At 40.0% G+C, this 25267-nt stretch carries 26 protein-coding genes; 15 read left to right on the forward strand and 11 right to left on the reverse strand.

Going from position 1 to position 25267, the window contains the following annotated elements; all coding sequences use genetic code 11:
* Positions 1-444, forward strand: a 444-nt coding sequence (locus BM015_RS17330; RefSeq protein WP_177191952.1) for a tyrosine-type recombinase/integrase, incomplete at its 5' end; no start/stop codon positions are given.
* A complete protein-coding gene (locus tag BM015_RS17335) occupies positions 423-1520 on the forward strand; it encodes an IS91 family transposase (RefSeq protein ID WP_090661646.1) in 1098 nt (365 codons plus the stop codon). The genes BM015_RS17330 and BM015_RS17335, both read left to right, overlap by 22 nt.
* 244 nt (positions 1521-1764) lie before the next feature.
* Here BM015_RS17335 and BM015_RS17340 read toward each other — a convergent pair whose 3' ends face one another.
* Positions 1765-2388 carry a hypothetical protein gene (locus BM015_RS17340; protein WP_143075911.1) on the reverse strand — a complete coding sequence of 208 codons (624 nt, stop codon included), beginning with the start codon at positions 2386-2388 and terminating at the stop codon, positions 1765-1767.
* A gap of 211 nt (positions 2389-2599) precedes the next feature.
* The gene (locus tag BM015_RS17345) at positions 2600-3262 is read right to left on the reverse strand and encodes a hypothetical protein (RefSeq protein ID WP_090661652.1); all 663 of its coding nucleotides are present in this window, start codon (positions 3260-3262) and stop codon (positions 2600-2602) included.
* A gap of 497 nt (positions 3263-3759) precedes the next feature.
* Here BM015_RS17345 and lptB point away from each other — a divergent pair, with 497 nt between their 5' ends.
* The 3 genes from lptB (at position 3760) to tatC (ending at position 7054) form a co-directional block, all read left to right on the forward strand.
* On the forward strand, positions 3760-4566 hold the full coding sequence (lptB, locus tag BM015_RS17355; protein ID WP_218148530.1) for an LPS export ABC transporter ATP-binding protein: 807 nt from the start codon (positions 3760-3762) through the stop codon (positions 4564-4566).
* Positions 4567-4728: 162 nt separating this feature from the next.
* The gene (locus tag BM015_RS17360; RefSeq protein WP_090661657.1) at positions 4729-5988 is read left to right on the forward strand and encodes a hemolysin family protein; all 1260 of its coding nucleotides are present in this window, start codon (positions 4729-4731) and stop codon (positions 5986-5988) included.
* A gap of 208 nt (positions 5989-6196) precedes the next feature.
* Positions 6197-7054 carry a twin-arginine translocase subunit TatC gene (tatC, locus tag BM015_RS17365; RefSeq protein WP_090661660.1) on the forward strand — a complete coding sequence of 286 codons (858 nt, stop codon included), beginning with the start codon at positions 6197-6199 and terminating at the stop codon, positions 7052-7054.
* Positions 7055-7114: 60 nt separating this feature from the next.
* On the opposite strand, the gene BM015_RS17370 is transcribed toward tatC, so the two are convergent.
* Together BM015_RS17370 and miaE are read right to left on the reverse strand one after the other, a co-directional pair.
* Entirely contained in the window at positions 7115-7417 is a 303-nt protein-coding gene (locus BM015_RS17370; RefSeq protein ID WP_090661663.1) for a DUF1330 domain-containing protein, read from the reverse strand.
* 50 nt (positions 7418-7467) lie between these two features.
* On the reverse strand, positions 7468-8070 hold the full coding sequence (gene miaE / locus BM015_RS17375; RefSeq protein WP_090661665.1) for a MiaE family protein: 603 nt from the start codon (positions 8068-8070) through the stop codon (positions 7468-7470).
* A gap of 178 nt (positions 8071-8248) precedes the next feature.
* On the opposite strand from miaE, the gene BM015_RS17380 reads away from it, so the two are divergent.
* The 10 genes from BM015_RS17380 (at position 8249) to BM015_RS17425 (ending at position 18676) form a co-directional block, all read left to right on the forward strand.
* Positions 8249-9796, forward strand: coding sequence for a GDSL-type esterase/lipase family protein (locus BM015_RS17380; protein WP_090661668.1), 1548 nt, complete (start codon positions 8249-8251; stop codon positions 9794-9796).
* A 91-nt stretch (positions 9797-9887) separates the two neighbouring features.
* Positions 9888-11423 (forward strand): carboxylesterase/lipase family protein, encoded by a 1536-nt coding sequence (locus BM015_RS17385; RefSeq protein WP_090661671.1) that lies wholly within the window; start codon positions 9888-9890, stop codon positions 11421-11423.
* A 24-nt stretch (positions 11424-11447) separates the two neighbouring features.
* Positions 11448-12371: a sugar phosphate isomerase/epimerase family protein gene (locus BM015_RS17390; protein WP_090661674.1), complete on the forward strand. Its 924-nt coding sequence runs from the start codon at positions 11448-11450 to the stop codon at positions 12369-12371.
* A 129-nt stretch (positions 12372-12500) separates the two neighbouring features.
* Positions 12501-13082: a Crp/Fnr family transcriptional regulator gene (locus BM015_RS17395; RefSeq protein WP_090661677.1), complete on the forward strand. Its 582-nt coding sequence runs from the start codon at positions 12501-12503 to the stop codon at positions 13080-13082.
* 211 nt (positions 13083-13293) lie between these two features.
* Positions 13294-13683: a VOC family protein gene (locus BM015_RS17400; protein ID WP_090661680.1), complete on the forward strand. Its 390-nt coding sequence runs from the start codon at positions 13294-13296 to the stop codon at positions 13681-13683.
* Between the two features lie 41 nt (positions 13684-13724).
* Entirely contained in the window at positions 13725-14138 is a 414-nt protein-coding gene (locus tag BM015_RS17405) for an SRPBCC domain-containing protein (protein ID WP_090661683.1), read from the forward strand.
* Between the two features lie 98 nt (positions 14139-14236).
* Positions 14237-14809: a dihydrofolate reductase family protein gene (locus BM015_RS17410; protein ID WP_090661687.1), complete on the forward strand. Its 573-nt coding sequence runs from the start codon at positions 14237-14239 to the stop codon at positions 14807-14809.
* Positions 14810-14856: 47 nt separating this feature from the next.
* The gene (locus tag BM015_RS17415) at positions 14857-15381 is read left to right on the forward strand and encodes a hypothetical protein (RefSeq protein ID WP_090661690.1); all 525 of its coding nucleotides are present in this window, start codon (positions 14857-14859) and stop codon (positions 15379-15381) included.
* A gap of 33 nt (positions 15382-15414) precedes the next feature.
* A complete protein-coding gene (locus BM015_RS17420; RefSeq protein ID WP_090661693.1) occupies positions 15415-15843 on the forward strand; it encodes a VOC family protein in 429 nt (142 codons plus the stop codon).
* Between the two features lie 220 nt (positions 15844-16063).
* Positions 16064-18676: a M1 family metallopeptidase gene (locus BM015_RS17425; protein ID WP_090661696.1), complete on the forward strand. Its 2613-nt coding sequence runs from the start codon at positions 16064-16066 to the stop codon at positions 18674-18676.
* A 102-nt stretch (positions 18677-18778) separates the two neighbouring features.
* On the opposite strand, the gene BM015_RS17430 is transcribed toward BM015_RS17425, so the two are convergent.
* From BM015_RS17430 to BM015_RS17460, 7 genes are all read right to left on the reverse strand, one after another.
* Positions 18779-19966 (reverse strand): DUF4407 domain-containing protein, encoded by a 1188-nt coding sequence (locus tag BM015_RS17430; RefSeq protein ID WP_090661699.1) that lies wholly within the window; start codon positions 19964-19966, stop codon positions 18779-18781.
* A gap of 153 nt (positions 19967-20119) precedes the next feature.
* Positions 20120-20683 carry an isochorismatase family protein gene (locus BM015_RS17435; RefSeq protein ID WP_090661702.1) on the reverse strand — a complete coding sequence of 188 codons (564 nt, stop codon included), beginning with the start codon at positions 20681-20683 and terminating at the stop codon, positions 20120-20122.
* 11 nt (positions 20684-20694) lie between these two features.
* On the reverse strand, positions 20695-21984 hold the full coding sequence (locus tag BM015_RS17440; protein ID WP_090661704.1) for an MFS transporter: 1290 nt from the start codon (positions 21982-21984) through the stop codon (positions 20695-20697).
* Positions 21977-22420 carry a MarR family winged helix-turn-helix transcriptional regulator gene (locus BM015_RS17445; protein WP_090661707.1) on the reverse strand — a complete coding sequence of 148 codons (444 nt, stop codon included), beginning with the start codon at positions 22418-22420 and terminating at the stop codon, positions 21977-21979. The genes BM015_RS17440 and BM015_RS17445 overlap by 8 nt, the downstream gene beginning before the upstream one ends.
* Before the next feature lie 197 nt (positions 22421-22617).
* Complete coding sequence (locus tag BM015_RS17450) at positions 22618-23595, reverse strand: Gfo/Idh/MocA family protein (RefSeq protein ID WP_090661710.1); 978 nt, start codon at positions 23593-23595, stop codon at positions 22618-22620.
* Between the two features lie 55 nt (positions 23596-23650).
* Positions 23651-24259, reverse strand: a complete 609-nt coding sequence (locus BM015_RS17455; protein ID WP_218148531.1) for an SGNH/GDSL hydrolase family protein — start codon at positions 24257-24259, stop codon at positions 23651-23653.
* A 97-nt stretch (positions 24260-24356) separates the two neighbouring features.
* Entirely contained in the window at positions 24357-25247 is an 891-nt protein-coding gene (locus BM015_RS17460) for a cyanophycinase (protein ID WP_090661715.1), read from the reverse strand.
* Between the last annotated feature and the right edge of the window lie 20 nt (positions 25248-25267).

Consider the following 25267-nt stretch of genomic DNA (forward strand, 5'->3'; position numbering starts at 1 on the left):
CTTGATCTTGACCGCAGGTTATTACACATTGTACAAAGCAAGGGCAACAAAGACCGCCTGGTGCCCCTAAGCGAACACCTTATCCGTGGCATTAAAACCTATATAAACATAGCGCATCCTGTAAAGTATCTTTTTGAAGGCAAGGGCAACCCCGAAGGCAAAGGCTTCGATGGCCGCTACAGCCAGCGTGGCGTGCAATGGGCAGTAAAACGCATTGCAAAAGATGCAGGCATCATTAAAGAAGTGAACGTGCACATGCTGCGCCACAGCTATGCCACGCATCTGCTGGAAGATGGTGTTAATATCATCATGGTGCAAAAGCTGCTGGGCCATGCCAACATAGAAAACACTATGGTGTACCTGCATATATGCATGCCACCGGATAAGCTGCCGCAAAGCCCGCTGGATAAAGTGTTTGCCTTATGCAGCCGCAGTGGGAAGTAGCCCATGTACTGCAGCGCACCCATCTGCCATCACTTCGCCTCACCGTCCATCAGCAAAAAACATTGCGGGCTATTGAGCAATGCCGTACCGCTGCTTTGGGCGGGCATATAGATGCCTGCAACGGATGTGGCAACATCAGTATCAGTTATAATAGTTGCCGCAACAGGCATTGCCCAAAATGCCAGGGGCATAAAAGAGAAGCATGGATTCAGCAGCGTGAAGCAGACCTCTTGCCCTGCACCTACTACCATGTGGTGTTTACACTGCCGCAAGCATTGAACAGACTGGCTTTACAACAACCGGTAATGGTGTATGATGTCCTGTTCAAATCGGTATGGCTTACACTTAAGCAGTTTGGCACCACAGCAGCATTGCGCCTGGGCATGATAGCCGTACTGCATACCTGGGGACAGAACCTGTCATTACACCCACACCTCCATTGCATAGTGCCCGGCGGAGGCATTAATGCAAATGGTTTATGGCAACAGCAATTGCGCAGCAACAAATACCTCTTTGCCGTAAAAGCCTTAAGCAAAGTGTTCAGGGCAAAGTATGTGCAGCAGTTAAGGTGTAATGGCATTGATAATAAAATGCTGTTAGAAAGTTTATTTCAAAAAGACTGGGTGGTGTATGCCAAACGGCCCTTTGGCGGTCCAAAACAGGTCATAGCTTACTTAGGCCGCTACACGCACAAAGTAGCTATCAGTAACCACCGCATACAACAGGTAACACACAGCCATGTAAGCTTTAGCTATAAAGATTATAAAGACAGCGGCGCCACAAAGCTGATGACGCTAAGCCGCGAAGAATTTATCCGCCGCTTTGCTCAACACATATTGCCGCACCGCTTTGTGCGCATACGGCATTACGGCATCTTAAGCAGTGCCTGGAAACGGGGCAAACTCCAGGCATTGCAACACAGCTTAAAGGTTGAGCGCAGGCAAACATCTGTAAAAATATTATTGAGAAAATGCCCTTGTTGTAAAACGGGAACATTAATAACCATTGAAGTGTTTGGCAAACGTGGGCCGCCGGCAGCTTATTTATTGCAAAACCCTTCCCTGCCTGTAAACTGAGCTTTGCGGGTAAGGGATTTTTTATGCTATAATGTTCATACATCAACCTTTTAAAACCCTTAACCAGCCCTGCATAAAAAAACAAACCTGATAGTTTGCTCAAATACCCTTGCCCCGCAAATCGGCAACTCCATAAGGCAACACCGGCAACCGTAGAGCTTGTCCGCCGTGGCGGATTCCGTTCAACAGCGCTTTCATTGTTCGTCCTGCGGACGCAACGAAAGCTTAGTTGTAAGCTGCAGTTTTATCTGCTATTTAATGAACTTTCCAAAGTATGGATTAAAATGTCTGCCAAATCGTTCTGCTTGGATGAAAAACTTTTATAATGAATTTCCTTAGCTTTTTTGAATTCATTAAGAAACTTATACCAACCATCGGTTAAGCCATTAACATGCTTTTGAGCTTTTTTCAAGTCTGCAACGACTGCTTGTTTGCTGTCACTGTTTAACGAGCTACAAAGCTGATTAAACATTGTCCAATAGTCTTCCCAATTATTTATGCCATTCGCCTTAACTCTTTGATGTCTTTTTTGAAGAAGTGAAACTATAAAAAATATTGTGAAAGCAAAGGCAGCTATCGGCAACAAATCTAATATTGAGAAGTCGCTGTGCATTCTAATAATGTCATAAGTGAAGTACCCGAAAATGATTGCAGTCAGTAACAATAAACAAATTGTCAAAGCCGTATTTTTTTGAGTGCTAAAACTGCGATACAAAAAATAACCTGTCAAAATGAAAATAAGTAAAGATGCAACGCTTATTGTCAATAAGCCTTTGCCGACCTGGTGAGGACTTGCTAATATCATCAGCGTCGTAAAAAGTCCAAAAAAAATTATTATTATGCTGTATGGAATTGTTAAGCGTGTCATGAAAAATTGCAGCTTACGTTGACGCATTTATGCAGGCATGGAATTAGAATTCCCGTCTGCCCGAACCGCTGCCAAATTTATAATTTTAAGTTCATTGTAACTACTATCGCCCAATAGAATTCCTTCTGCCGGAACTACAGATGAAATATATTTTGCCGCTCATTGTTTGCACGTCTGCCATGCTTGCATAAATACTTTTTGTTGGCTGCCGTTATTGTGGTTGTTTAAGTGGAACTTCCTTTATTGTTCCCGTCGACAAAAATATAGTGTCACCAAATCGGTTTTTAATGTTGTATGTTGTCATTACAGATGGAAGAATGTCTTTGCTTGTGCCAATAGTTGCCCTTATGGTAATGATATATCTTGGAGTGTCACTTGTCGCCGAATTGATAATTAACGGATTCAAACGTTGTTCGAATAATGTCGCTAATTCAGTAACATTCACGGGCTCATTCATTTTATTTGCGACAGCCTGCTCTTTCAAATGCTCGTATGTGAGTTCTTCTTCGTAAAACGAACCGCTTCCTTTACTCTTGTAAGGAGATAAAACTTGCAGCATACTGTCACACAGTCTAATTACTTTATCACGCTTAAAATAAATCTTATAAATATCTTGATTTGAACAAGGTTCTTTACAAGCCACATAAAAGAAATTTGATGTATCAATTGCTGAATCAGTTGGAGAGAAATAAATTGTATCATGCTCCAGTGTTGTATCACCATTCTGAAAATAAAAAACATGAGTTTTATATAACGTGTCTTTAAAACTTATACTGTCAACAAATGTTTTTGATGTGTTAGTCGAACAACTAACAATAAAAACTATTAAAAGAAAAGTAAAGTATTTCAAACTTGAAATTTTAATGGCAGCCAACACAAAGATTTACGATATTCCATGTAGTTCCAAAAAAATTGTCATTTGATCTTCTTTGCCGCAATGTCTCTTCGCCTTGCTTGTGTGCGGAGGGAAGGACATTGCGGTTTCATGTATGTAATGCTGTTAAATCAATATCCCTTAACTCCATAAAGCTTATAACAGGATAGGTTCCTTGATTGCCTGTATAGTAATATTTGGCTGAGCTATGTTCATATTGTTCCGGAAGTTCAACCAACCAATTGTACACGGCATCGTAAGCATTGCAGATTTTGCGGCAATCAATTTCTACCCCAAAAAAATTCCGGATGCCATCCAAAACATTGCGAACCCTATCCTAAAAAATCAGGATGCCTAATCAATAGCAGAAGCTCAATACATAATATTTCCAATCTCAATTTCTACCGGGGGTATTGCAGGTTCAAACACTTGTTAATATGCCCGGCATTTTATAGAGTTTATCACGCTTCATTTACTTTTGTTATAAACCATTTGTTTTGAGCATTACAATTACTACGCAAAATTTATTTAAAACATACGGCAGCCGCACTGTTGTAAACGATGTTTCCATTCATGTACAGCAAGGCGAAATAGTAGGTTTGCTGGGCCCGAACGGCGCTGGCAAAACCACTACTTTTTATATGGTGGTGGGTTTAATAAAAGCTGATTCAGGAGAAGTTTTTCTCGAGAAAGAAAATATCACCAAACTGCCGATGTACAAACGGGCGCAGCTTGGCATAGGTTACCTGCCGCAGGAAGCTTCTGTATTCAGAAAATTAAGTGTTGAAAATAACATTCTTGCCGTACTTGAAATGACTGATCTTAATAAGCAGCAAAGGCATGATAAGCTGGAAGAACTGCTGGAAGAATTCAATCTTAACCATGTTCGTAAAAATAACGGCGACAGCCTGAGTGGCGGTGAAAGGCGAAGGACTGAAATAGCCCGTGCACTTGCTGTGGACCCCAAATTTATTTTGCTGGATGAACCTTTCGCCGGTGTTGACCCCATTGCGGTGGAAGATATTCAAAGCGTGGTGGCAAGATTAAAATATAAAAATATCGGCATTCTTATCACCGATCATAATGTAAATGAAACACTCTCTATTTGCGACCGTGCTTACCTGCTGATAGAAGGAAAAATATTCAAACACGGTACTGCCGAAGAACTGGCTGCCAATGAACAGGTAAGACGCCTGTATTTAGGTACTAATTTTGAATTGCGGCGCAAAGACTGGATTCTTGAAATGGGGAAGAAAGAGCAATTACAGGAACAGGCAGATGAAAACAAAGAGCAACATATATGAATGGTGAATCTTTATGAAAACATCAGTATTCATTTGTCATTGTTAATATTAGAATTTATTATTTATCACCTTCAGCTTTAGTGCACACATTCATCACAAGGCGTTCATCACTCATTTCTTATCACTCATCAATAAAATCATATTTTCCCCTATATTCGAATTATGGATTCTGTTAACCTGGTTATATACATTGCAGTTACGTTGCTTTTCATAGCTTTTTTCTCCGGTATTGAGGTGGCGTTTGTCAGCGCCAGCAGGCTATCGGTTGAACTTAAGAAAAAACAGGGATTGAGCAGTGGCTCTATTCTTTCAAGGTTCATGGAATCTCCCTCAAGGTTCATTGGTATGTGTTTGGTTGGCACAAGCATTTTTTTGGTTTGTTATGGTTTATTGTTCAGCGAACTTTTGCGTACGTCGTTATGGAACCCGCTTAAATTAACCAACGCGTATGTAAAGCTGCTTGCCGATACTATTTTCTCCTCACTTATTGTTTTACTGATTGGCGTGTTTTTGCCCAGGGCTGTTTTCCGCGCAAAAAATAATAGCCTTTTAAACTTTTTTGCGCCGGTAGCACAGTTGTTTTATAAAATATTCAATCCGGTAGCTTCTTTATTTGTAAAAATATCAGAAGCTATTTTAAAATACCTGTTCAATGTAAAGCCAAAAGATAAAGAGGAACCTTTTATTAAGATTGACCTTGAAAACTTCTATCAGCAAACACGCGACCAGGATCCCGAAACACAGGATTTGAATACAGAACTTTTTGAAAACGCTTTGTCATTGCCTTCTGTAAGGGTTCGCCAATGCCTTGTTCCGAGAACAGAAATAGAAGCGATAGAATTGCATACGCCGGTTGATGATGTGCTGAAGCTTTTTGTTGAAACCAAGTTAAGCAAACTTGTAGTGTACGAAGGCAATATAGACAATATACAAGGCTACGTTCACCAGCTCGACCTGTTTAAAAGGCCTACAGAATTGCGTTCTATCTTATTGCCGATACCGGTTGTTCCCGAAACAATGAGCGCCACAGACCTCATCAATAAATTCAGTAAAGAAAGAAAAACCATAGCATGGGTGGTGGATGAATTTGGCGGCACAGCGGGCATAATAACCATGGAAGATATACTGGAAGAAATTTTTGGGGAAATAAGGGATGAATATGATACGGAAGAATTTGTGGAAAAGCAGATAGCTGAAAATGAATTTATTTTTTCAGGCAGGCTTGAACTGGATTATCTTAATGAAAAATATAACCTCGACTTTCCCGATTCGGATTCTGAAACATTATCCGGCTATATAATAAACCAGCATGAAACCATACCCCGGGCCAAAGAGCGCATCATTATAGATAAATATGAATTTGACATCATCACCGTAAGCGATACCCGCATTGAAATGGTAAAGCTTAAGATATTGCGGTGATGTGGGTTGGGTAGTTGATAAGTTGAATTGTTGATTAGTTGAAGAGTGAGGAATTGGGAATTTGTAGTTAGGGATTGGGAAAACCTGAACCGTGTGAACTCGTGAACCCGTGAACTTTTAAACTTCTTTCCGTAAATAAATTTTTATAAATCCATTTGTCATTCAGCCCCGTACATTTGTACCCCTTTAAAATAAAAGACCAATATAAATGACTGAAGGATTCATTGGCCGCAGAAACCAGGGCAAAGGAGAAATGGCTTTCGTTGATCATCTTGAAGAATTAAGATGGCATATTGTTCGTTCACTGATTGCAGTTTTATTTTTTGCAGCACTTATTTTTATTAAGATACAATGGGTTTTCGATAATATTATTTCAGGCCCAATCAATCCTGATTTCATAAGCTACCGCGTTATTTGCAACCTCAGCCATAAACTTGGCCTTGGCGATGGATTATGCCTTGCGCCTGTTAATGTAAAAATGCAGACTACCACATTCGGGGGGCAGTTTTTCAGCAGCTTTTCTATTGCCTTTGTGGGTGGGCTAATCATTGCTTTCCCCTATATTTTCTGGGAGTTCTGGCGTTTTGTGAAGCCGGCGCTTAAACCAAGGGAACTTAAAGGAACAAGGTTTGTAATTTTTTGGATTTCTTTCTTTTTCTTCTTTGGTGCAGCTTTCGGATATTTTGTGCTCGGCCCGTTTACATTTAATTTCCTTGCCACTTTCCAGGTAAGTGCGCTTAATACAGTACAAACGCAACCAACCATTAACGATTATATTGACAACCTTACCAATCTTATTTTAGGGTGTGGTATTGCGTATGAACTGCCTGTGCTTACTTATGCCTTAACAAAAGTGGGCATTATTACGCCACATTTCCTGCGCCGCTCAAGAAAATATGCACTGGTGGTTTTATTGGTTATTGCCGCTATTATTACACCAAGCCCCGACTGGTATAGCCAGACGATAGTGTTCTTACCGTTGTTTGGTTTATACGAATTAGGCGTTTATCTCTCTGCAAGGGTTTACAAGCGTGAAAAGCAAAAAGAAGCAGAAGAGTGGAGCTAATGTGAATGGTGAGTTGCGGGCGGTGAATGTGTTTTTTCGTGAAACGTAAATGCGGAACGATTAGACCTGTATTCCTTTTATCAGCAAGGTTGATTTTACAGATTCCTCTTTAAGGTGCAGGAATTGTTTTCGTTCTTCATCTTTTGCAAAACGAAGAAAGTTTTGTTCGTTATCAAATTCCACTAAATGAATTTCGTAGGGCTTATCAATATGATGCTCTATAAAACTATTTTCTGCAGGCCTGATGCGCAGCAAAAGCCGCCCGTTATATTTTGAAATTATTGGAATGGCAATGTCTTCAAATTCATGAAATACATTTTCCGCTCCTTCTTTAATATATACCAGTTGCGTAATATAAATCATAATACATGTTTACTGCCTTATGCATTTCGTCTTGTGCCCTTTACCTTTCCTCAATGCATCCTGTCTCCTCTCGGTTCTAAATTTTTAATGATATCCGCTTCATACACCAGCCATTCCTGCCAGCGCTTACGCACTTTTTCTTTGTCAATATAAGTTTCAGCCAGTTCAATAAACGTTACATAATGGCCTGCTTCGCTTTCCATAAAGCGGCGGTAAAAATTACGCAGGTAATCATCATGCAAACCCTCGCTCAAACGTTTAAAACGTTCGCAACTGCGGGCTTCAATTAAAGCACATATTAAAAGCTTATCCAGCAGGCGGTCTTCTTCTCTCCCGCCTTTAATTTCAAACTGTAATAATTTATTTACATACTCATCTTTACGTTGTTTGCCCAGTTGCAAATTACGTTTGCGCAGTTCCTGCAATACCAAACGAAAATGTCCCCATTCTTCGGTAACTATTGGCGACAATCCATTCACTAATTCAATCTTATCAGGATAACGTTGTATTAATGAAATGCAGCTTGTGGCCGCTTTCTGTTCGCAGTATGCATGATCGGTCAATATATCTTCCAGGCTAATGGCAGCCAGGTTAACCCATCGCGGATCGGTGGGCAAATGCAGTCCCAGTATATTTCTTTCAGCTTCGTTCATAGTGGCAAAGTAAATTCAATTCCGGCGTATGATGTTTAACGGCCAGTTCATTTTTAAAGCAATGCCACAGATGCACAGATTATCTGTGCATCTGTGGTTAACATGTTCTCATCCTTATCAATTTTTATGCAGCACATAACCAAAACAGTTTTATATTTCAGCCTAAAAAGCAATTGCCATGAAGAATTTTTTCGGAAGCTTACTATTACTCTTTCTCACACTAAACATCAATGCACAAAAAGTAATTCCTTTATACAACGGCGCAGCGCCCGGTTCTGAAAACTGGAACTGGGAAGAAGCAAGACAAGACAGCAATGTTTTTCACACACCCATTGTATATAATGTATCGCACCCAACTTTAACTGTTTATCTCCCCGATCCTGCTGCGCCAAAAACAAATACCGCAGTGGTTATTGCACCGGGCGGCGGCTTCCATCTTTTATCTATCAACAGCGAAGGAGTTGATGTGGCCAAATGGCTCAATAAAAAAGGTATTACCTGTTTTGTATTAAAGTACCGGCTGGTGCATAGCAAAACGGATAACCCCATACAGGAAATGATGGATATGATAAACGGGAAAGGCGGAAACAATGAGGAAACAAAATCTGCCATTGTTATGGCTATTGCCGATGGCCGTGAAGCTATAAGCTATGTGCGCAAGCATGCTGCGGAATATAATATTGATGCAAATAAAATAGGCATTATGGGTTTTTCTGCCGGCGGCACTGTTGCAGCATCTGCAGCATTTAATTATACGGCTGATAACAAACCCGATTTTGTGGCGCCGGTATATCCTTTTTTTCCTGATAATATGCAAACTGATGTTGCCGCTGACGCGCCGCCAATGTTCATTACCGCTGCATCAGACGACCAACTGGGGCTTGCGCCGCACAGCGTTAGTTTATACAATAAATGGGTGGCTACAAAACACCCGGCCGAACTGCACATGTACGTAAAAGGCGGCCATGGTTTTGGCATGCGCAAGCAAAACATACCAACAGATAACTGGATAGAACGTTTCGGCGACTGGTTAAGCGTCATGGGCATTACCAATACAGCTGAATCGCTTAATGCACAGCAGGTGGAATGGATGCAAGGCACGCTGAAAGACTGGCCAAATATTAAGCGTTATGATGAAGCTAACCAGCAATTAAAATCAAAACCGGCAGTTAAAGACCGCGTAGTGTTTATGGGCAATTCCATTACTGATGGCTGGATAAACAGTGATCCTGATTTCTTCTCGAAAAACCCATATATCGACCGTGGCATAAGCGGACAAACAACGCCGCAAATGCTGGCACGTTTCCGCGAAGATGTAATTGACCTGAAACCCGCAGCAGTCGTGATTCTTGCAGGCATAAATGATATTGCACAAAACACCGGCTACATACGCCCTGAAGATACGTATGGCAATATTATTTCGATGGCTGAGCTGGCCAAAGCCAATAATATAAAAGTGGTTATCTGTTCTATTTTACCGGCCTACGATTTTCCGTGGAGGCCCGGTATGCAGCCCGCCGAAAAAGTGGTGGCTATAAATAAAATGCTGAAAGATTATGCAGATAAGAATCACATTGTATATGTTGATTATTTTTCTGCAATGGCGGATGAAAGAAAAGGCCTGCCTGAGAAATTATCGAAAGATGGCGTGCACCCAACCTTAGACGGTTATAAAATAATGGAGCCGCTGGTGCAGAAAGGCATTGCAGAAGCGTTGAAGAAATAAATTATCAAACCTTTTCGCTTTCGTGCCTTTGTGGTTCCAAAAAATCACGAAACCACAAAGGCACAAAGATTAATACTAAGCATAATTTAAAATGAATACACAACGATTGCTTGCATTTTTCTTTTGCCTGTTCATTTCAGCAATATCATTCACACAAACAAGAACGCCTGTGGTGCAAACACAAGCAGGCTCGGTTTCAGGCATTGTTCAAAATGATATAAATATTTTTAAAGGCATACCATTTGCCGCACCGCCTGTTGGTGAACTGAGATGGAAAGCCCCGCAACCTGTACAGCCATGGACGGGCGTAAGAAATTGCGATACTTTCAGCGCCAGCCCCATGCAGGCCTCACCAGCACCATTCAGCATGTGGAGCGAAGAATTTTTAATAAGAAAAGCGCCCATCAGCGAAGATTGTTTATACCTGAATGTGTGGACAAGCTCAACATCAACGGATAAGAAATTGCCTGTGCTCGTCTGGATTTATGGCGGTGGCTTTGTAAGCGGCGGCAGCAATGTTCCCATTTATGATGGTGAGGCCATGGCAAAGCAGGGCATTGTGTTTGTAAGCATCAATTACCGCGTGGGTATATTCGGCTTCTTTGCACATCCCGAACTTACGAAAGAAGCACCTTATCATGCTTCCGGCAATTATGGAATACTTGACCAGGTTGCAGCGTTGCAATGGGTGCAAAAGAATATCGCCGCCTTCGGCGGCGATCCCGGTAATGTAACTATAGCCGGGCAATCAGCAGGCTCCATGAGTGTAAACGCACTGGTGGCTTCACCCCTTGCAAAAAACCTGTTCAATAAAGCTATTGCAGAAAGTGGCGCTTCTTTTTTGAGAAGTAATTCGGGCAACAGCCTGCAGCAGGCAGAAGAAGCCGGTGAAAAAACAGCAACAGCATTACATGTTAATTCAATTGAAGAACTGAGGAAATTGCCTGCATCCGAATTAATGAAAGCCCAATCACGCAGCGGTGTTATTATTGATGGCTATGTGTTGCCGCAATCAATCGCAGCTATCTTTCAGGAGAACAAGGCGAACAAAGTGGATTTATTAACCGGGTGGAATGAGAACGAAGGTTTATCAGGCCCTATAAAAAATGCAGGTGATTATATCAAACAAATGCAACAGCAATATGGCGATAACGCTCAAACACTTTTGCAATATTATCCGGCCACTAATGATTCCATTGCCTCTTCATCGCAATACGATCTTTCAAGAGATATAATTTTTGGTGCACAAAATTATACATGGGCTAACACTGCAAGCGGGCAAGGCAATCATGTTTATGTATATCGCTTCACACACAAAGTGCCGGGAACAGGCGTGTATGCAAAGTATGGCGCTTTTCATACCGGCGAAGTACCTTATGCATATAACAATCTGAAATTCGTTAATCGCCCATGGACAGACATTGATCATAAACTTGCAGGCGTTATGTCTTCTTATTGGGCAAACTTTATTAAAACAGCTAACCCTAATGGTAAAGGTTTGCCTGAATGGAAACCTTATAATATAAATGAAAAAGCTATTATGGTTTTAGGCGATACACAACAATCGCAAACAATGCCGGATGCAAAACGACTCGATTTTTTATATTCGATAATGAAACCACAATAAATTCATCATCCAAAAAACGATTGTATGCTACAAAGAAGAAAATTTATCAAACAAACAACTGCGGCCGCAACAGCAGGTTTATTGCTGTCAAAAAATGCAAATGCTTTTTTTCAACTGAAAGATATACCGCCAATAGGGTTGCAGCTTTTTACTTTTTTTGGAATAATAGATGAAGATGTGCCCGGCACTTTAAAACGCATTGCTGATACAGGTTATAAAGAAATAGAATCTGCGTTCAGCAAAAAGGGCGGTTATTATGGTATGAACGCAGCAGCGTTTAAATCGCTGATTGAAAGTTTGGGCATGGCATGGAGGTCGCACCATGTGCTGGGCGCCCCGTTTAAAATGCCGCCGGGGGCAAAAATGCCTACAGATGCAAAGGGACAGCCTTTGAAAATTCCGCCTATGCGAAATTTAAAAGAGAATATGCAGGAACTGGTAGATGAAGTGGCGGCAGTTGGCTTACCGTTTTTAGTTTGCGCCAATACACCTATCAGCACAATGGAAGATATTAAAAGTTCAATAGAAGTATTGCATAAAACAGGAGAAGCGTGCAAAAAAGCGGGCATTCAGTTTTGCTATCACAACCACGATGCGGAGTTTAAAATGGTAGATGGCAAAGTGCCTTATGAAATGATGCTGAATGAACTGGATAAAGACACGGTAAAGTTTGAACTTGACTTGGCCTGGGCAATAAAAGGCGGCGTGAACCCTGTTGATTTATTCAATCATTATCCCGGCAGGTTTCCTTTATGGCATGTAAAAGACCTGGATGCCAGCCGCGAAAATATTATGCCTGTGGGTGAAGGCACGTTAGATTTCAAACCCATATTTGCAGCCGCTTCCACAGCAGGCATGCAGCATTTTTTTGTTGAACATGATATGCCTAAAGATGCTTATGCAAGCATTAAATCAAGCATAGCGAATTTGAAGAAGATGCTGGCTTGATCTGGTTCATCACATTTTAAAATAAAGCAAGGTTAAGGTCAGATCACAATGATAGGCCAAGAGGGTTTATTCGTGTTATTCAATTTCATTTACTTTCACAGTGCCGGAATATAAAATTCTGTCACAATTATGCAATCTATATTCCATGATATATACAAACATCCACTTTTACCTGAGGCGGATTTGCAAAGCATTATGCATTTGCATAAGCAAGTGAATTTTAATAAAGGTGATATTATTTTAAAATCAGGATGTATTGCCAATGAATATTATTTGCTTGAAACCGGCCTGGTAAAGGCTTTTGTTATAAATTATAATGAGGATGAAATTACTACCGGTTTTTTCACCGATGGAGAAATAATTATTTCGCCCCCCTCTTTATTCCAGCACACACCATCGCAGGAAACATTGCAGGCTGTTACAGATTGCGTAACATGGAAAATTGTATTTGAAGACTTTCAGCAATTGTATCATAACCTTCCGGGCTTCAGGGAATGGGGCAGGGTTTGGTTTTCGCAACAACTTTTTTCACTCAAGCAAAGATCGCTGGACATGATTACGGAAACAGCTACCAACCGCTACCTGAAACTTATAAAAGAAAAACCACAGGTTATTCAAAATGTGCCGCTAAAACAAATTGCTACCTACCTCGGCGTTACCGATACTTCATTAAGCAGGATAAGAAAAGACATTATAAAAACAGCGGGGTAAAAGTTGATTTGGTTGAATAGTTGATAAGTTGAACGTGAGGAACAAGAATTCAATGCGCAAACATCTTCATCATTGAAATTTTATCCTGAACTCATGTTATTTTATTCTGACTACAATCGTTTCTTCATCAAAAAATAATCTTTAATTCTTGCCAAATGGCAAGTTTGCTTATATGTTAACTGCCCTACTTTTGAGCTTTAAATAAAGCTATATGAAAAACAAACAAATTAATCCTGCCGTGTGGTTTGAGGTATATGTAAACGATATGGAACGCGCCACACGGTTTTATGAGAGCGTGCTAAATGTTAAGCTGCAACAAATGTCTGACCCCACAGATGCAACAGTACAAATGAAAGCTTTTCCAAGCGCCGGAGAAAACTTTGGCGCATCCGGCAGCCTGGTTAAAATGGAGGGTATGAAAGGCGGCGGCAATGGCGTTATGATATATTTTGGCTGCGAAGATTGCGCTGCCGAAGAAAGCCGTGTTGAAGCTGCAGGCGGCAATGTTTACAAACCAAAAATGTCAATTGGCGAATACGGTTTTTGCTCCATTGTAAGCGATACTGAAGGCAATATGTTTGGCTTGCATTCCATGCAATAATGCCGGGCCGCAGTTAAACTTTTCAACAATCAAATTATAACATGAAAACAATAGCTGTAGCCGTATTGGTTGAAAAACCATTGGATGTTGTATGGGAAAAATGGATCAATCCTGATGCTATCAAACAATGGAATATACCGTTTGAAAACTGGCATTGCCCGGGGGCTATAAATGATGTAACAGATGGCGGCTTGTTTATCTTCCGCATGGAAAAAAAAGACGGCAGTGAAGGGTTTGATTACAAAGGAAAGTATAACAGGATTATTCCGTTTGAATATATTGAAAGCATACAGCATGATGGCAGGAAAACTATTGTTGAATTTCAACAGATAGATGATAACACCATCATACGGGAAAGCTTTGAGCCGGAAGCGCAAACGCCGTTGGATGTGCAGGAGTCATTTTGCCAATCGGTATTAAACAGGTTTAAACAATATGCAGAGCAAAAGAGGTGAGTTGTGAGTGGTGAGTGTACTCATGCATTTTAACAGTTAGCAGAAATTATTAAAAAGCAATACAAAAATTATAGGTAACAATTAAAATAGGATCATATATGAGGAAAATAATTTCATTTATGCATATATCACTTGATGGTTTTGTAGCAGGGCCAAACGGCGAAATGGACTGGATTAAAGTTGATGAAGAAATTTTTGATCATGTGGGTAAACGGATAAGCGAAGGCGACACTGCATTATATGGACGGGTGACTTATGAAATGATGCAAAATTACTGGCCTGCTGCAGGCGACAAACCGGAAGCAAGTAAGCATGATATTGAACATTCAAAGTGGTATAACAACGTTCAGAAAATTGTTTTATCAAAAACAATGAAAGATGAAGATTTAATTAACACAACAATTATCAGCGACAATCTTTCGGAGAGGATAAATGAAATAAAACAACAGGCAGGCGCAGATATTTTGCTTTTCGGCAGCCCGGCAGCAACACATTCATTGATTCAACAAAATTTAATTGACGGTTATTGGTTATTTGTTAATCCAATTATTCTCGGGCAAGGCATTCCATTGTTTACTGGTATCAAAGAAAAAATAAAATTAAAGTTATTGACCACGCGGCAATTTGCCAGCGGGGTAACTGAACTGAATTACATAGTAAGCAGTGAGTAACTCACAATTGGCAACTCACCACAATTCACTTTTAAAACAGCACTATTATGAATACACCGAAATCTCAAAAACTTGAAATTATCATTCCTGCATACAGGATGCATTCGCAAATTTTTTTAAATGCGTTAGATGGCATTTCAGCCGCAGATGCCATCAAAAGAATTGATGGCAAAACCAATCATGTGGTTTGGATGGCCGGCAATTTTGTGAACATGCGTTATGGCCTTGGCTGGATATTGGGTTTACGCGAAGAAGACCCATACAACGAATTGTTTTTCCAGGCAAAAGCGCTGAATGAAAACTTTGATTATCCTTCATTGGAAAAACTCAAAGAAAATTTTCATACAATTTCATCATTGGTTTACCAGCAATTACTGGAAGCAACCGATGATAAGCTGGCAGAAAAATTTCCTCTTGGTATGAATGTTCCTTTTTTTGAAGAAAACGTTTTGAATTTTATTGGTATGTGCATTGGAAGAGAAGATTATCTCTGCGGACAGATAGGTTTAATGCGTAAAATTCTTGGTTATGAAGCCATGAAATACGATATAAACGAAACTCTTACTTATTAATAATTTTCAATAACCAATTTAAAATTTAATGACATGCCTAAGTTAAATCCTTACCTCAATTTTGATGGTAAAGCAGAAGAAGCATTCACTTTTTACAAATCCGTTTTTGGCGGGGAATTTCGCGGTGGAGTGTTTAAAATGGGCGATGCGCCCGGCTGCGAAAATCTTCCTGAAGAAGAAAAAAACCGTGTAATGCATATTGCTTTGCCGGTTGGCAACGACCTGCTGATGGCTTCAGATATTGCTCCGTCAATGGGACATAAATTAATTGAAGGCAACAACAATTATGTTTCCATCTTCCCCGATTCAAGAGAAGAAGCTGATAAATTATTCAATGGCTTATCGGCAGGCGGCCAGGTGGAAATGCCGATGGCCGACCAATTCTGGGGCGATTATTTCGGAAGCTTCACCGATAAATATGGCGTGAAGTGGATGATCAATTATTCTTCACAAAACAGTTAGACTAAAAAATACTGCAATGCTTAAGCCTTGCCAAAAGCAAGGCTTTTTTATGCATATCAATAATGTTGTTGAATTCAAAAACACTTATCATACTTTATAAGATATTGTACAGATACATAAACAATTGGTGCATGTGTAGCTAAACTTAAATAATTGGGAAATATAGTTGATAACTCTTTTTATTTTGCGCCATATATCCAAACAATAACAGCAGGCGTGTATGAATAAACCATGTATTTTTTTCTTTCCTAAACTTCTTTATTGCTGCCTTATAGCTGTAATATTTGTTAACTGTAAACCTGACCATGCAATAACTGCTGATACTTCTGTTAGTGATCCGGGCATTTCTTTCTCGCTGGCGCAAAAAAGGAAAGCATTGCTCAATAACATTCATTATACAATTGCTGTGCATATTCCTGCGGAAGCAGAAAACGCTGTTAGTGGTGAAGAAACGATTGCATTTGATCTTACTAATACAAATGATAGTTTACTGATTGATTTCAAGAACGATTCCAGCCACGTTAAACTTTTAAAAGTAAACGGGAAAGATGCGGCTGTGATACTAAGAAATGAACACATTTTTATACCACCGCATCTTTTAAAAAAAGGTAGCAACGATATTAAGATAAACTTTATTGCAGGCAACGAAGCGCTGACACGCAAGCCTGAATTTATGTACACTTTGTTTGTTCCTGAAAGGGCAAGAACTTTTATGCCCTGTTTTGACCAGCCTGACCTCAAGGCTGTTTTTACAGTGAAAGCAACAGTGCCATCAGGCTGGACTGCTGTTTCCAATGGCGCTGTGCAAAACACTAATATGAGGAGAAATGAAAAAACCTATTCGTTTAAAACATCGGATACAATTAGCACATATTTATTTTCCATTGTAGCCGGGAAATTTGAAAGAGCCGCAAAAAAGTTCAATGACACGCTCATAAACCTTTATTATCGTGAAACAGATACAGCCAAGCTGCATTACAGCATTGATACTATCCTTCAGTTACAATATGCCGCACTGCAATTCATGGAAAAATATACAGGCATCCCCTATCCTTTTCAAAAGCTGGATATTATTGCTGTTCCTGATTTTCAGTTTGGCGGCATGGAGCACGTGGGCGCAATTGACTATAACGCATCTTCTCTCTTTCTTGATAAATCAGCCACGCAAAGCCAAAGGCTTGGCAGGTTAAAATTATTATCGCATGAAATGGCGCATGCATGGTTTGGCGACCTGGTTACCATGAAATGGTTCAATGATGTTTGGATGAAAGAAGTGTTTGCCAATTTTATGGCTGATAAAATAGCCGATGAACTGATGCCTGATGATAAAAGTAATTTCCGTTTTATGCTGGATCATTATCCTTCTGCTTATTCAGTTGACAGAACAGAAGGAACGCATCCCATACGGCAGCAGTTAGATAACCTTAACCAGGCAGGTTTATTATATGGTGCAATTATTTATGATAAAGCGCCCATCGTTTTAAGGCAATTGGAAAAGCTCGTGGGCAAAGATATTTTTCAAAAAGGTGCGCAGGAATATTTGAAAACTTACGCTTATAAAAATGCAGGATGGCCTGATTTAATAACTATCATGAATAAATCAGGCAATAAAGACATTACAGCATGGAACGATACATGGATTAACGGGCAGGGACGTCCTGTAATAAGCTATGCTATGGGCACTGCAAATGATGTATATACGCAGTTTGTAATTGCGCAGGCAGGCGAAGGCGGAAAACCAGGCTTATGGGGCCAGCAATTTTCTATGGCATTTGTGTATGAAGACAGTGTAAAAATATTACCTGTAAATATGGATGGTAAATCTGTTGCATTAAAAGCGGCAGAAAAAATAAAGCAGCCTTCATTTATATTATTCAATGCATTGGGTAATGGATATGGATTATTTCCTGCCGATAAAAATATGCCGGCCAATTTGCACCTGCTGAAAAACCCGCTGATGCGTTTATCAGGTTACATTAACCTGTATGAAAATGTTTTGAACGGTTCCGCATTAACACCGCATGAATTTTTGAACACATGTATTAAAAGCCTGTCAACAGAAAAAGAAGAGCTTATTGTAAACCTGTTAAGCGGACAGTTCAGCACTATATACTGGCAATTTTTATTGCCTGCTGAAAGAGATTCGATTGCTGCCGGAATGGAAGCATCTGTATGGCAATCTATGTTGTATGCTGACAATGCAGCAAAGAAGCGAATATTGTTTTTGTTATATAAAAACATTGCTGTAACAAAACCTGCAGCAGAAAATATTTTTCATGTATGGCAAATACAAAAAGCGCCGCAGGGCGTGTTGTTAACGCCCGATGATTACACATCAATGGCGGCTGATCTTGCCATACGGCAATACCCTAATGCAGATACTATTTTAGCTGCGCAGCTTTCCAGGATAACAGATGCAGACCGCAAGGCAAGATTTAAATATTTATTGCCATCGCTTTCAAACAATGCAAATACAAGAGATTCTTTTTTTAATTCTTTATCAGTTAAAACCAACCGCATGAATGAGGCCTGGTTATTGACGGCACTCTCCTATCTGCATCACCCGTTAAGAATTGCTTACTCTGAAAAATATTTACCGCAAACATTGGAATGGCTGGCTGATGTGCAGCAAACCGGCAGCGTGTTCTTTGCTATGCGCTGGCTGAACACATCATTTGGTTCATACCAGTCGCAGAGCGCTGCCGATATGGTGCATTCATTTTTAGAAAAAAATCCCGATTATAATCCTATCCTTAAAAGAAAAATATTGCAGGCAACAGATATGTTGTTCAGGGCTGAAAAAATTACGCTGCATATTAGTGCAACGGGATAACATTCTTTGCAAGATTATTATTCCCGGCAACACCAAAACTTTAAGACAAAGAATACGCGGCTCCATGAATAATTTTTTGGCTGCATGCAACCGAAAAGATAATTACATTAAAATATCCTTTTTAAAATTGATCCACAACTTATTAAAACTGCCGCCATCATTTTCTTTCCAGCGCTGAAGCATGTTGTGCATTTTCTGCCTGCGTTCTTCATGTGCGGCATCAAAAAAAGCATGCATAAGTTCGCCTTCCTGTTCAGCAGCAACAGCATTATACATGGCTTTCAATTTGCCTTCCTGCTGAATATTTTCTTTTACAATTTCTTTTTCCATTATCTCCCGCAGCCTTACCTTTTCATCATACGTTCCATCGGGTAATAATGATTTAGCAATTACAGGCATCAGTTCAATCAATACCAAAATAATAATCAGCAAATAATAACGAAACTGTGCAGCCGTATTGTTTTTTATAAGATTATGCAAAGCTTCTACCTGCGTTAAAAAACCATCGTTCATTAAAACATTAAAAGCCTGCATTTCTTTTTGTTTGGTTTGATTGATAACGTTCAAAGCGCTGTCAATACTGCTTATCTCCGGCTGCATTCCAGCATTTAAATTATTGTAGGCTTCATTAAGTTTTATATACTCGTTTTGTTTTGCACGGGCAATATCTTTCAGGCCTATTTTACCACTGCCGCCCGTGCCATCTGTTTCAGCGATAAAAGCATTGCGGCTTGCTGCCACTTCATTATATTTTGCAGTAAGCTGTTGTTGAATTGATTTTTTTTCCTGTAATAAACCGTTTATTTCAGGTGTATACAAACTATCCAGCTCATGTTGCTTGCTGATTTTCTTATGTTCATTGTCCAATGATATTTGTACATGGATTTCTTTATTGAATAAATACAGCAATGCAGGTTGCGCCATAAATGTTCCGATAGTAAGCGCCAGCAGCATCCTGAAAAAAATGGGTAATGCTTTGCGTTTATTGACTGCAGTAATGCCTTTTATTAAAGTGCGGTCTATACCAAGTACAATAAAGCCTATGAAGATGCCCGGCAATATTGCAGCAATTATGCTGTTTACCACCGTGCTAAAAAAATAGCTCCAGGCAAGTGTGGCAAAAGCCCATGTGCCCAAAACGGCTGCACCTGTAATAGCATAGCGGTTACGGTCAACGGAACAGTCTTTTATCAACTCTTTTTCAGCAGTGGCCAGCCACCATAAAAGCTGCGTGAATGATGAAGGCTCATAATCTTCCCTTCCTAAAAAGGAATGCGCATTCGATTCCATTAAATGAAATTTTTTAGTGAATGATGGTTGGTGAAGATTGGGACTATATTGGAAACGCAGCAAATTAATGCTGATTGTGCAGTTAAAGAAATTTAACGGTTAGCTTTTGGAAAGTTTCAAACTTCCTAAAAGCTGTAATTAATATTTACCAGGTTATAATTGTTTCATCACTTTTATAATATCATTCGTGCTGCCCGTTTCGCCTATCCTCGGAAAAATATATTGCAGGCTGTGCTTGTGGGCTTCCATATTTCTATCACTCATGGCATCTGATGCAAAGCTTACATTATAACCGAGTTCGCTTGCAGCCCTTGCTGTACCTTCCACTCCAATGCTTGTTGCAACGCCAGCCAACACAATGCCTGTGATATTCCGGCGCTTTAATTCATCGTTTAATTCTGTTTCAAAGAATGCATTCCATGTATGTTTGGTGACGAAAATATCGCTGCTTTCCGTATGCAGTTTACCCGTTATTTTATACAGGTTTTCATCATCGGGATAAGCAGGCATTTTTGCTTCTTTCCTCGCATTCAGCCAGCTTCCGCCTGGTTTTACATTTACAAAAACAATGGGTAAATTTTTTTCCCTGAAAATTGAAATGAGCTTATTGGTGTTGCTTAATATATCATCCATAGAATGCACAATTGGCGCAGCCATAACCGAATTTTGAAGATCGATTAACACCAGTGCTGTGTTTTTATCAATAACCGTAATCATAATTTATTTTTTTAAGATGCCGGAGCTTCTTCAGTGGGTTGGAGCATTTGCTGAACAGTTTTCCTTTTAATGCTGAATTTATTTTTTTGTAAAAAGCGGATATGCAGAATGCCGATCAGTATGGCTATACATCCCTGCGCCAATACTGTATTGGGAACGCCGATCCATTGTGATACAGAGCCAACGATCAGTCCGCCCAATGGCTGCATGCCAAAGAATGCCATCGCATAAAAGCTGATCATTCTGCCGCGCATGGCAGGGTCTGCCGTGGTTTGAACAATGGTGTTGGTAATGGTAACCTGCGACATCATTCCAAAACCTGTTAATACGGCGCAGGCAAGCGCTGTGGGGTAATGATGCATGTAAGAAAACAATATGAGCCCGGCACCGAATATTAATGTATTTATGCCAAGCACTTTTCTAAGGTTAGCGCCGGGTTTAAGCGACGCTAAAAACATGGCGCCACTTAATGCGCCCAAACCAATCATGCTGTCAATTACGCCAAACGTGGAAGCGTTTCCTTTAAAAATATCTTTTGCATACACAGGCATTAAAGTGGAGAAAGGCAAAACAAAAAGGCTGATCAGTCCAAGCATGAATATAATAAACCTTAACTGCTTTTCATTTCTTAAATAGCTCCACCCGTTTTTTATATCCTGCAAAATATTTTTCTTATGGCGCTGTACTTCAGTTTTAGGAAGCCGCATCATTAATAAAGATGTTATAACGGCAATAAAACTTACGGCATTTAACCCAAAGCAGAAAACATCGCCAAATTTTTCAAGTATAAAACCGGCAATAGCAGGCCCTATCAACCTTGATAAATTAACCATAGAAGAATTTAATGCAATGGCATTGCCAAGATATTTTTTATCTTCTATCAGTTCGTTTATCAATGATTGCCTTGCAGGCACATCAAAGGCATTGATGATGCCAAGCACAAAACTTAATGCTAAAATTGTCCATACAGAATAATGTTTGGAAAAAACGATAAGCGTTAATAACACAGCCTGCACCATTGATGCCACCTGTGTTATTAATAATACGCGGTAGCGGTTATGCCTGTCTGCGGTAGCGCCGCCTACGAAAGAAAATATGAATGCAGGAAACATGGTAGCAAACAATGAAAGCCCCAGCATAAACTTAGAGTGTGTAAGTGAATACACCACCCAGCTCACGGCTGTCTTCTGCATCCACGTGCCCATGAGCGATATGGATTGGCCTAAAAAATATAACCGGTAATTACGGCTTTTAAATGCTTCAAACGTTGTGATGTTGCTCTTATGTTTTGCTTCAGTCATCTTCAAAATCCACTATTTTTTTTAAAGGCGCCAGCGCTTTTTTAAGCGCCTGTATTTCTGCCGCAGTGCAGGTTTGCATCACTGCCTGGTAAAGCCAGTTGTCTTTCTCATCCCCCACCTGTTTTACAATTGCCATGCCTTTTGCAGAAAGCGATATAAGCGATTTGCGTTTATCTTCCTTTGAAGCGCGCCTGTTAATATATCCCAGTTCAGTAAGGTGATTTAATATCTGCGACATTGACTGGGTTGTAATTTTTTCCGCAGTGGCCAGTTCGTTGGGCAGCATTTCACCCGAACGGTTTAATAAGCCCATCACCGATCTTTCGGTGAGCGAAAGCGTAACACCTGTTGCAGAATGCTTGCGCAGCTTTTTTACAAGCCTTGTAACTGTTGTACGAACCTCTGAAACAAGTTCAAGATTGGATTGCTTTGCCATTTTTATAAGTAAAACTTGTAAGTTTACCTTACAAAATTACACACAATAAATGTTATATGTATTTTAAAAAAAGCGTGATTTAGTTTTCAGGCTCGCCGGAAAGTAATAAAGCTTCGCAATGCGAAGCTTTATTACAGAAATACTTTTACAATAATAAAAATGAATTTTACTGCCGGTAACTTCAGGTATTTTACATATTATGAAATACTGTTGGCGGTTTTATTAATTTTTTCTAAAATACTGTGCGCTACTTCCATTGCCAGCAAGCCATCAATTTCATTTACTACTGAATTTTTATTTTGGGCAATTGATTTTACAAATGACTGCAGCTCTTCTTTTATAGCATTTACCGGCGTGGCGGGCGGGTTAATAATAGCAAGCGTTTTATTGCCGGATGGCGTTTCAATATCAAATGTAAAAGCATCTTTATCCTCATTTGTTTTAAGCTTGATGATCTCGGTTTTCTTTTCAAGAAAATCGATGCCTATATAAGCATCTTTTTGAAACAGGCGCATCTTGCGCATCTTCTTCATGCTTATCCGGCTGCTGGTTAAATTGGCAACGCAGCCGTTATTAAATTCAATGCGGACGTTGGCAATATCGGGCGTATCGGTCATAACAGCAACACCGCTGGCCGAAATATGTTTTACATCGCTTTTTACAATCTTTAAAATAATATCTATATCATGGATCATGAGATCGAGTATTACACTAACCTCGGTACCACGCGGATTAAATTGTGCAAGACGGTGCACTTCAATAAACATAGGGTTTAAAGCCACGTTATTGATGGCAAGAAATGCCGGATTGAACCTTTCCACATGCCCAACCTGTAATTTTACGCCAGCCTCTTTTACCATCTGCACTATCTGCTTTCCCTGTTCAAGTGTATCGGCCATCGGCTTCTCCACAAAAACATGTTTGCCTTTTTTTATAGCCGCCTGGCATAATTCAAAATGAAGATTGGTAGGCGCTACTATGTCTGCAGCATCGCATTTATCAAGTAAGGCATTAATATCAGTAAATCTTTTCACCTGGTATTTTTCTTCAACTTCTTTTGCATTATTATCATCGGGATCGTAAAAGCCAACAACTTCAACGTTCTTGATTTCTTTCCAGTTATTCAGGTGAAATTTTCCGAGGTGGCCAACGCCAAAAATTCCAATCTTCAGCATACAAAATTTTGCGGGCAAAGATAAAGCGCTTTGCGGTTAACGTATGTTGAAAGAATTATACCGCTTTTAAGGCCTTCCACATTTCTTCGGCAACAAACTTATTACCCGCATCGCTTAAATGAACACTATCGTGCGTAAGGATACCAGCTTCAGCATTTGCATGATTATTTTCTTTTTCATACAAAGAAAAAAGGTGGCGCATATCGCATAAAGGCAAATGATAATCTGCTGCAACATTTCTTATTAACTGTGAATAGGCATCGAGCTCATCATCAGCCAGGTTTGAACGGTCTGTTTTTTCGCCAATAACACCAGGTGTTACCAACAAAATTTTTATATTATCTGCAAGCAATTGTTTAACAATATTGCGATAGGTTTTATTGAAAGTATCTTCATCAGTACCGTTTGCGTGTGAATACTTATGCCATACATCGTTTATGCCAATCCATATAACAACAACATCCGGCGACTTTGAAATCACATCTCTTATCAACCTTTCCTGCAGGTCGGTTACTTTATTGCCGGCAATGCCTGCACCAATAAGATTGCAGTCAGTAATTTGCTGATCTTTCAGCATTCGTTTCATTAAATATAAATAACCACCTTTGTTAACGCCATATTCCGTGAGGGAATCGCCAAAGAAGATTATTTTTCTGCCTTTCATTCTTTTATCTTTCAGAAAAGAAATCACTAAAACAACTGCAACTAAAAGAAATATCCAGATTAGCTTGTCTGTAATGGCCGTGAATAAATAGGTGTGGTTAAATAACATCAGTCATGAGGGGCGTGGTTTCTTTACCCATTTTCTCAATAAATTTTCTTTCATCAATGAAGTAGCCGTTGCCTCTTGCACAAAAATGAACACGCAGGTTTTCAATGCTCATCGGGTTGCCTTCAGGAATATCAGCGATATTGGTATGTATCACTTCATGGCCATCAATAATAACAATAAGGCCGCTGCCAATAGCTTCCATTTTATTGCCGCCTGTTATAATCATACCCGTATCTTCACCAAGCCCAACGCCAATACAGGCCGGGTTGCCGGCAACAGCCTGTGCCAGCCTCACAAAACGGCCGCGTTTTTCGAAGTGGGAATCAATGATAACATTATCAATTAAATGAAGGCCTGCAGTAAGTTTCACTTCACCTTTTAAATGCGCCCTGAAAGCATTGCCTTCATAGATCATGGTGCTGCTCATGGCCATGGCGCCCGCAGATGTACCAGCAATGATAAAATCTTCATTCCAATACCTTTCCCGCAAGGTTTTCATAAACGTGGTGCCGCCAAGGGTTGCCGTAAGCCGCAATTGATTGCCGCCGCTAAACATTACACAATTGCATTCTTTCAATCGCTGCAAATATTCAGGCTGTTGCAAATCTTCACGGGTGCGTATGTGCATCAGCTTCACATTTATACAACCGGTTTTACCAAAAGCATTAAGATAATTTTCACCAACCTGGTGCGGTATCATGGAAGCAGTTGTTATTACTTCAATCCGCTTGTCAATGCCACCGGCTTCTTCAACAATCCGGCGCAAAATGCCCAGCTCAAAAAAGTTAAGATTATTCTTATGCAATTCGCCTACTTCCGTTTCTTCGCCTTTATCTTCTGCCCCGCCAATTGCAATCAGTTTTCCTTTTGGTATTTCCATGCTCTGTAATAGTGGTTGCG

The organism is Parafilimonas terrae, from assembly GCF_900115755.1.
Taxonomy (GTDB): Bacteria; Bacteroidota; Bacteroidia; order Chitinophagales; family Chitinophagaceae; genus Parafilimonas; species Parafilimonas terrae.

Bases quoted from the DNA above. Each gene is read 5' to 3' on its own strand.
- BM015_RS17335 (WP_090661646.1), top strand. From the start codon at position 423: ATGCAGCCGCAGTGGGAAGTAGCCCATGTACTGCAGCGCACCCATCTG.
- BM015_RS17340 (WP_143075911.1), bottom strand. From the start codon at position 2,388: ATGACACGCTTAACAATTCCATACAGCATAATAATAATTTTTTTTGGA.
- BM015_RS17360 (WP_090661657.1), top strand. From the start codon at position 4,729: ATGGATTCTGTTAACCTGGTTATATACATTGCAGTTACGTTGCTTTTC.
- tatC (WP_090661660.1), top strand. From the start codon at position 6,197: ATGACTGAAGGATTCATTGGCCGCAGAAACCAGGGCAAAGGAGAAATG.
- BM015_RS17370 (WP_090661663.1), bottom strand. From the start codon at position 7,417: ATGATTTATATTACGCAACTGGTATATATTAAAGAAGGAGCGGAAAAT.
- miaE (WP_090661665.1), bottom strand. From the start codon at position 8,070: ATGAACGAAGCTGAAAGAAATATACTGGGACTGCATTTGCCCACCGAT.
- BM015_RS17380 (WP_090661668.1), top strand. From the start codon at position 8,249: ATGAAGAATTTTTTCGGAAGCTTACTATTACTCTTTCTCACACTAAAC.
- BM015_RS17385 (WP_090661671.1), top strand. From the start codon at position 9,888: ATGAATACACAACGATTGCTTGCATTTTTCTTTTGCCTGTTCATTTCA.
- BM015_RS17390 (WP_090661674.1), top strand. From the start codon at position 11,448: ATGCTACAAAGAAGAAAATTTATCAAACAAACAACTGCGGCCGCAACA.
- BM015_RS17395 (WP_090661677.1), top strand. From the start codon at position 12,501: ATGCAATCTATATTCCATGATATATACAAACATCCACTTTTACCTGAG.
- BM015_RS17400 (WP_090661680.1), top strand. From the start codon at position 13,294: ATGAAAAACAAACAAATTAATCCTGCCGTGTGGTTTGAGGTATATGTA.
- BM015_RS17405 (WP_090661683.1), top strand. From the start codon at position 13,725: ATGAAAACAATAGCTGTAGCCGTATTGGTTGAAAAACCATTGGATGTT.
- BM015_RS17410 (WP_090661687.1), top strand. From the start codon at position 14,237: ATGAGGAAAATAATTTCATTTATGCATATATCACTTGATGGTTTTGTA.
- BM015_RS17415 (WP_090661690.1), top strand. From the start codon at position 14,857: ATGAATACACCGAAATCTCAAAAACTTGAAATTATCATTCCTGCATAC.
- BM015_RS17420 (WP_090661693.1), top strand. From the start codon at position 15,415: ATGCCTAAGTTAAATCCTTACCTCAATTTTGATGGTAAAGCAGAAGAA.
- BM015_RS17425 (WP_090661696.1), top strand. From the start codon at position 16,064: ATGAATAAACCATGTATTTTTTTCTTTCCTAAACTTCTTTATTGCTGC.
- BM015_RS17430 (WP_090661699.1), bottom strand. From the start codon at position 19,966: ATGGAATCGAATGCGCATTCCTTTTTAGGAAGGGAAGATTATGAGCCT.
- BM015_RS17435 (WP_090661702.1), bottom strand. From the start codon at position 20,683: ATGATTACGGTTATTGATAAAAACACAGCACTGGTGTTAATCGATCTT.
- BM015_RS17440 (WP_090661704.1), bottom strand. From the start codon at position 21,984: ATGACTGAAGCAAAACATAAGAGCAACATCACAACGTTTGAAGCATTT.
- BM015_RS17445 (WP_090661707.1), bottom strand. From the start codon at position 22,420: ATGGCAAAGCAATCCAATCTTGAACTTGTTTCAGAGGTTCGTACAACA.
- BM015_RS17450 (WP_090661710.1), bottom strand. From the start codon at position 23,595: ATGCTGAAGATTGGAATTTTTGGCGTTGGCCACCTCGGAAAATTTCAC.
- BM015_RS17455 (WP_218148531.1), bottom strand. From the start codon at position 24,259: ATGAAAGGCAGAAAAATAATCTTCTTTGGCGATTCCCTCACGGAATAT.
- BM015_RS17460 (WP_090661715.1), bottom strand. From the start codon at position 25,247: ATGGAAATACCAAAAGGAAAACTGATTGCAATTGGCGGGGCAGAAGAT.